Source organism: Arenimonas metalli CF5-1 (assembly GCF_000747155.1).
Lineage (GTDB): Bacteria > Pseudomonadota > Gammaproteobacteria > Xanthomonadales > Xanthomonadaceae > Arenimonas > Arenimonas metalli.
Map to the genome: position 1 here is coordinate 63,718 of NZ_AVCK01000006.1, position 6,194 is coordinate 69,911.

General features: G+C 70.0%; 5 protein-coding genes and 2 pseudogenes. 4 read left to right on the forward strand and 3 right to left on the reverse strand.

Annotated elements, in window-relative coordinates; translation table 11 throughout:
* Nucleotides 1–25: 25 nt before the first annotated feature.
* From sufT to N787_RS15290, 3 genes and pseudogenes are all read left to right on the forward strand, one after another.
* Nucleotides 26–580 carry a putative Fe-S cluster assembly protein SufT gene (gene sufT, locus N787_RS02145; RefSeq protein ID WP_034210420.1) on the forward strand — a complete coding sequence of 185 codons (555 nt, stop codon included), beginning with the start codon at nucleotides 26–28 and terminating at the stop codon, nucleotides 578–580.
* A gap of 364 nt (nucleotides 581–944) precedes the next feature.
* Nucleotides 945–2,723: pseudogene (locus tag N787_RS02150) on the forward strand (S8 family peptidase); the annotation flags it as partial.
* A gap of 135 nt (nucleotides 2,724–2,858) precedes the next feature.
* A pseudogene (locus N787_RS15290) lies at nucleotides 2,859–3,089 on the forward strand (proprotein convertase P-domain-containing protein); the annotation flags it as partial.
* A 204-nt stretch (nucleotides 3,090–3,293) separates the two neighbouring features.
* On the opposite strand, the gene N787_RS02155 reads toward N787_RS15290, so the two are convergent.
* Genes N787_RS02155 through wrbA form a run of 3 tightly spaced genes read right to left on the reverse strand, consistent with a single transcriptional unit; the run spans nucleotide 3,294 to nucleotide 4,770 of the window.
* Nucleotides 3,294–3,782 (reverse strand): asparaginase domain-containing protein, encoded by a 489-nt coding sequence (locus N787_RS02155; RefSeq protein WP_034210423.1) that lies wholly within the window; start codon nucleotides 3,780–3,782, stop codon nucleotides 3,294–3,296.
* 38 nt (nucleotides 3,783–3,820) lie between these two features.
* On the reverse strand, nucleotides 3,821–4,180 hold the full coding sequence (locus N787_RS02160) for a DUF2069 domain-containing protein (RefSeq protein WP_034210424.1): 360 nt from the start codon (nucleotides 4,178–4,180) through the stop codon (nucleotides 3,821–3,823).
* Nucleotides 4,177–4,770, reverse strand: a complete 594-nt coding sequence (wrbA, locus tag N787_RS02165) for an NAD(P)H:quinone oxidoreductase (protein WP_034210425.1) — start codon at nucleotides 4,768–4,770, stop codon at nucleotides 4,177–4,179. The genes N787_RS02160 and wrbA overlap by 4 nt, the downstream gene beginning before the upstream one ends.
* A 35-nt stretch (nucleotides 4,771–4,805) precedes the next feature.
* On the opposite strand from wrbA, the gene N787_RS02170 reads away from it, so the two are divergent.
* Nucleotides 4,806–6,083, forward strand: coding sequence for a YihY family inner membrane protein (locus N787_RS02170; RefSeq protein WP_034210426.1), 1,278 nt, complete (start codon nucleotides 4,806–4,808; stop codon nucleotides 6,081–6,083).
* The last annotated feature ends 111 nt before the right edge of the window (nucleotides 6,084–6,194 follow it).

A 6,194-nucleotide genomic window follows, 5' to 3' on the forward strand; every position in this document is an offset into this window, starting at 1 on the left:
CCTTTGCAGCCAGGCGATACCTGCAGTGAGCTATTCGAGAACCAGCGAACCGGTGAAGTTCGAGCGCGACTGCGCCGCCGTCATGGTGCCGCAGGGCGAGGTCGTGGACCTGCCGGCCGGCACCACCGGCTACATCACGCAGGCCCTGGGCGGCTCGTTCACCGTGTTCGTGGACGGCAACCTGTTCCGCATCGCCGGCGAGGACGCCGACGCCATCGGCAAGCCGCGGCCGGCGCCGCTCGAACTGCCCGAAGGCGCCGGCGACGCCGAAGTCGAGAAGCTGGTCTGGGACCAGCTGCGCACCTGCTTCGACCCCGAGATCCCGGTGAACATCGTCGAGCTGGGCCTGGTCTACGACTGCGAGCTGGGCCGCAACGCCGAGGGTGAGCGCACGGTGTCGGTCCGCATGACCCTGACCGCGCCTGGCTGCGGCATGGGCGACATCCTGGTGGAAGACGTGCGCACCAAGGTCGAGCGCGTACCGACCGTGGCCGAGGCCGACGTCGAGCTGGTGTTCGACCCGCCCTGGAACCAGTCGATGATGTCGGACGCCGCCCGCCTCGAGACTGGCCTGTTCTGACCCCGGCGACGGCCGCTCGCCGTCCATACGCCGGAACGAAATCGCGCAGTTGTTGCGCTGCCGCACGTCGGCGGCCTGCCCCCGCTTGTCCGCGAACCCCCGTTTTTCGCGGTCTTTGCAGGGCCCGGGCCTGGCTGTCGCGCCGCGGCTTGACCCATGACTTTCGTCACGCTAGCGTCGGGCTCGTGTCATGCAGTTGTGAATCGCATCACACGTCCGGGTGGCGAAAATCTCCCCGCTACGATCGTGGCCATTGATGGCCCGCGCAGGGAAAAGGTTTGCCAGGGGACCCGGGGCATGGAAGCAAACACGGCCGGTTGCCGGCCTTCTTGCCATCATTTTTCGGGGAACCATCACTGTGAGCATGAATACACGCAAGCTCCGCCTGCGCGGGCTCGTTGCGGCCACCACCCTTGCCCTGGCCGCGCACTCCGCGTTCGCCGCGGGTCCGCAAGACGCGCCTTTCGTTGATCTCGGCACGCTCGACGCCGACACCCAGTTCGATCGCTTCATCGTCAAGTACCGCGACGGCAGCGCCGAGGCCGTCAACCCGGCGGCGTTCCAGCGTTCGCTGCAGTCGGCCTCCACCCGCGCCAACCAGATGGTCCAGGCCGCCCGCCTGCAGCGCGGCGAGCGCAACGGCGCCGGCAAGCCGCTGGTCGCCAGCCACGTGCGCCGCATGTCGCTCGGCGCCGACGTCATCGCCGTGTCCCAGAAGCTGGGCCGCCAGGACGCCGAGGCCCTGATGCGCGAGATCGCCGCGAACCCCAACGTGGAGTTCGTGCAGGTCGATCGCGTCATGAAGCACGCGCTGACCCCGAACGACACCCGCTATTCCGAGCAGTGGGGCTTCTCCAGCACCACCGCGGGCATCCGCGCCGACCAGGCCTGGGACGTCGCCACCGGCGCCGGCATCATCGTTGCCGTGCTCGACACCGGCCACGTCAGCCACAGCGACCTCAACGCCAACGTCTCCGGCGGCTACGACTTCATCTCCAGCTCGACCATCGCCGGCGACGGCAACGGCCGCGACGCCGATCCGAGCGATCCGGGCGACTACTCCGGCGGCCAGCCCTCCAGCTGGCACGGCACCCACGTGGCCGGTACGGTCGCGGCGGTCACCAACAACGCCAAGGGCGTGGCCGGCACGGCGTTCAACGCCACCGTCATGCCGGTGCGCGTACTGGGTCGCGGCGGCGGCTCCACCTCCGACATCGCCGACGCCATCATCTGGGCGTCCGGCGGCACGGTCAGCGGCGTGCCGACCCTGTCGGCGGCCCAGGCGGCCGACGTCATCAACATGTCGCTGGGCGGCAGCGGTGCCTGCGACACGCTGACCCAGAACGCCATCAACAGCGCCGTCAGCCGCGGCACCGCCGTGGTCGTCGCCGCCGGCAACAGCAACGCCAACGCCGCCAACTTCACCCCGGCGAGCTGCAACAACGTCATCAACGTGGCGTCCATCACCAGCGCCGGCGCCCGTTCGAGCTTCTCGAACTACGGCACCTCGATCGACGTGTCGGCCCCGGGCTCGGGCATCCTCTCGACGCTCAACGCCGGCACCGCCGGTCCGGGCGCCGAGTCCTACGCCTCGTACAACGGCACCTCGATGGCGTCCCCGCACGTTGCCGGCGCCGTGGCGCTCGTGCAGAGCCGTCGCCTCGCGCTCGGCCTGCCGCTGTACACCCCGGCGGAAGTCGAGGCCCAGCTCAAGGCCACCGCGTATGCGCTCCCGGGCGCCTGCTCGGGCGGTTGCGGCGCGGGCATCATCAACGCCAAGGCCCTGGTGGATGCGGCCGGTGGCACCACGCCGCCCCCGCCGCCGCCGCCGCCGACCGGTGGCACCCTGACCAAGGGCGTCGCGGTCACCGGCCTCTCGGCCACTACCGGCAACTCGGTGAACTACACGATGGCCGTGCCCGCGGGCGCGACCAACCTGACGTTCTCGATCTCCGGCGGCACGGGTGACGCGGACCTGTACGTGCAGTTCGGCAGCGCGCCGACCGATACGTCCTACGTCTGCCGTCCGTACCTGGGTGGCAATGCCGAGACCTGCACCATCGCGGCCCCCTCGGCCGGCACCTACCACGTGCGCGTGAAGGCCTACTCGAGCTTCAGCGGCGTGAGCCTGGTCGGCAACTACACCGAGGGTGGTGGTGGCGGTTCGCCGCAGACCTACTCGAACACGGCTGACTACGCGATCGCCGACAACGCGACCGTCGACAGCCCGATCACGGTCTCCGGCCGCAGCGGCAACGCCCCGAGCAATGCCTCGGTCGCGGTGAACATCGTCCACACCTACCGCGGCGACCTGCGCGTCGACCTGGTGGCTCCGGACGGCTCGCTGTACAACATCAGCAACCGGGCCGGCGGCAGCGCCGACAACCTGGTCGGCACGTACACGCTCAACCTGTCGTCCGAGGCCCTCAACGGCACCTGGCGCCTGCGCGTGAACGACAACGCCGCCGGTGACACGGGCTACATCAACAGCTGGTCGATCACCTTCTAAGACCCGCGCGACATCGCAACACCCCGGACCCCGGCTTCGGCCGGGGTCTTTTTTTGTTTCCTTCGCGGAGGTTGTGGCGCCGTCGTCACCGGTAAATCGAGGGTCGCTTTCTCCTCGGCCGCAAAGAAAAGGGGTCAGAGTAAATATTCGTTTCAAACGAATATTTACTCTGACCCCTTTTTTTTCGGGTGTTGCCTGGCGGGATCAGCCCGCCGCTTCGAAGCGGTTGGCGGCGACGTTCTTGCGGACCTTCGACGGGTCCCAGATGCGGCCGTTCATGGCGATGTAGACGCCCGGCGGCAGCGACTGCACCGCGCCGACCGCGGTGCCGACGTTGAATTCCGCGTCGGAGCCGCGGAAGCGCGCCGGGTTCAGCGCCCCGGTCAGCACGATCGTCTTGTCGGCCAGCGTGGCCAGCACCCGCGCCGTGTCCACCATGGTGTCGGTGCCGTGCGTCACCAGCACATGCCGCGCCGGCTGCGCCGCGATGGTGGCGCGCAGCAGCTCGCGGTCCTCCGCGGTGATGTGCAGGCTGTCCTTGCGGATGATCGGGATGACGGTGAAACGGAACGCCACGCCGAGTTCCTGCAGGATGCGGCCGATCTGCGGCTCGCCGACCTGGTAGTCCGACTTGTCGTCGAAGTAGACCTTGTCGATGGTGCCGCCGGTGGTGACGATCAACAGCTCGTCCATCGAAGGATCCTCATGCGGTGTGTTGGCGTGGGCGCGGATTATACGTCCGGCGCGGCCGGTCGCTTGCTGAAACGGGCCCGCACGCCGTCCCAGCTGGCCGACACCACCAGCACCGCCGCCAGCAGCGACTGCGCCAGCGCCAGCCCGGTGGCGCCCGGGTCCGACCAGGCCGCCATCACGCCGTGGCTGAAGTAGACCAGCGCCGCCAGCGAGCCCCAGAACCCGGCGCGGCGGTGGCCGATGGCCAGCAGCACCACGGCGGGCAGGATGGGAAGCGAGAAGAACAGCGCCATCGCCCAGGGCTGGGACTGCGGCGGTGCCAGCCACGCATGCCACAGCCACTGCAGTGCGAGCAGGGCGACGATGGCGACCGCGGCGACCCGGTTGGCGCGGCTCATGGCTGCAGCTTCGCGGCGATGCCGGCCAGGCGGCGCCCGAGGGCGCGGGCCAGCAGCTTTTCCTCTTCGCTCGGGACCGGCTGGCCCTCGGTGCCGGCGACGTGGCTGGCGCCGTAAGGCGTGCCGCCGGTACGCGTGGTGTTCAGCGCCGGCTCGGTGAAGGGGATGCCGACCAGCACCATGCCGTGGTGGAGCAGGGGGATCATCATGCTAAGCAAGGTGGATTCCTGGCCGCCGTGCTGGGTGGCCGTGGAGGTGAACACCGCCGCCGGCTTGCCCGCCAGCGTGCCCGACGCCCATTCGGCGCCGAGCGTGTCGAGGAAGTGCTTGAGCGGCGCGGCCATGTTGCCGAACCGGGTCGGGCTGCCCAGCGCCAGGCCGGCGCAGGCCTCGAGGTCGGCGCGGGTGGCGTAGGGCGCGCCTTCGTCCGGCACCGGCGCGGCGGCGGTTTCGGTGACCGGGGCGACCGGCGGCACGGTGCGCAGGCGCGCCTGCATGCCGGGGACTTCCTCGACGCCGCGCGCGATCTGTCGCGCCAGCTGGGCCACGGAACCGCCGCGGCTGTAGTACAGGATCAGGATCTCGGCCATGGCGGCATGATAAGCCGGCGCGCTACCCTGCGCCCATGGACCTCGTGCAAAACCTGCGCCGCTGGTGGGACCGCATCGACCGGGAGCGGATCCGGTCGTTCTCCCGGTTCCTCTGGACGCGCTTCCTGGACGACCGCTGCTTCGAGACCGCGGGCGCGCTGGCCTACACCACCCTGTTCGCGCTGGTGCCGCTGAGCATGGTGGTGTTCGGCATCCTGTCGGCCTTCCCGGTGTTCGATGCCTGGAGCGCCCAGCTCACCAACTTCGTGTTCTCCAACTTCGTGCCCAGCTCGGCGCGCGTGGTCGAGGACTACCTGCGCGACTTCGCCGCCAGCACCAGCAAGCTCACGCTGACCGGCGTGGCGGCGCTGCTGGTGTCGCTGATCCTGACGATGTACAGCATCGAGGCCACCTTCAACCGCGTCTGGCGGGTGCCGACGCCGCGGACGCGGCTGGTGCGGCTGCTGGTTTACTGGACCCTGCTGACGCTCGGGACGCTGCTGGCGGTGGCCAGCCTGGCGGTCACGTCCTACCTGTTCTCGCTGCCGGCGCTGTCGGGCGTGGAGTCGCTGAGCTGGCGCGAGCGGCTGCTGACCTACCTGCCGAACGTGGTCGAACTGCTGGCCTTCACCTGCGCCTACTGGTTGATCCCGCACCGCAGCGTGGCGTTCCGGTTCGCGCTGGCCGGTGGCGTGTTCGCGACCCTGCTGTTCGAACTCGCCAAGCGCGGGTTCGCGGCCTACCTGCTGGGCGTGCCCTCGTACGAGCAGCTGTACGGCGCGCTGGCGGTGGTGCCGATCTTCATGCTGTGGCTGTACCTGAGCTGGGTGGTGGTGCTGCTGGGCGCGTCGTTCGCGGCCTCGCTGTCGTCCTTCCGCTACCAGCCGCGGGCGCTGCAGCTGCCGCCGGGCACCGAGCTATACGGTTACCTGCGGCTGCTGGGCCGGCTGGAGCAGGCGCGGGCGAAAGGCCGCGGCCTGCACATGATCGAACTGCAGGACTGCGAGCCCATGCTCACCGACGACCACCTGCGGCGCATGCTGGCCGGGCTGGCGGAGCTCGACATCGTGCGCCGCACCGAGGACGGCGCCTGGCTGCTGAGCCGCGACCTCGGCACGGTGCGCCTGGGCGAGCTGCACGAGCGCCTGTCGCTGCGCGTGCCGGGCGTCGCCGCGGCGCTGCCGGGCTTCGACGACCCCATCGGTCGGGATGCGCTGCGCGCGCTCGACCACCTGCGCCAACCCCTGGATGAACCGCTGTCGCGCAGCGTCGGCAGTTTCTTCACCTCGAGACAGGACAATCCCGCGTCATGAAGACTTCCCTGCAAGGCCTCGCCCTCCTGGTCGCGCTCGTCGCGCTCGCCGCCTGCCAGCCCGCCGCCGAGCCGTCGCCGGCCGCGGAAGCGGCGGCCACGCCCGCCGAGC

Bases quoted from the DNA above. Each gene is read 5' to 3' on its own strand.
- N787_RS02170 (WP_034210426.1), top strand. From the start codon at position 4,806: ATGGACCTCGTGCAAAACCTGCGCCGCTGGTGGGACCGCATCGACCGG.
- wrbA (WP_034210425.1), bottom strand. From the start codon at position 4,770: ATGGCCGAGATCCTGATCCTGTACTACAGCCGCGGCGGTTCCGTGGCC.
- N787_RS02160 (WP_034210424.1), bottom strand. From the start codon at position 4,180: ATGAGCCGCGCCAACCGGGTCGCCGCGGTCGCCATCGTCGCCCTGCTC.
- N787_RS02155 (WP_034210423.1), bottom strand. From the start codon at position 3,782: ATGGACGAGCTGTTGATCGTCACCACCGGCGGCACCATCGACAAGGTC.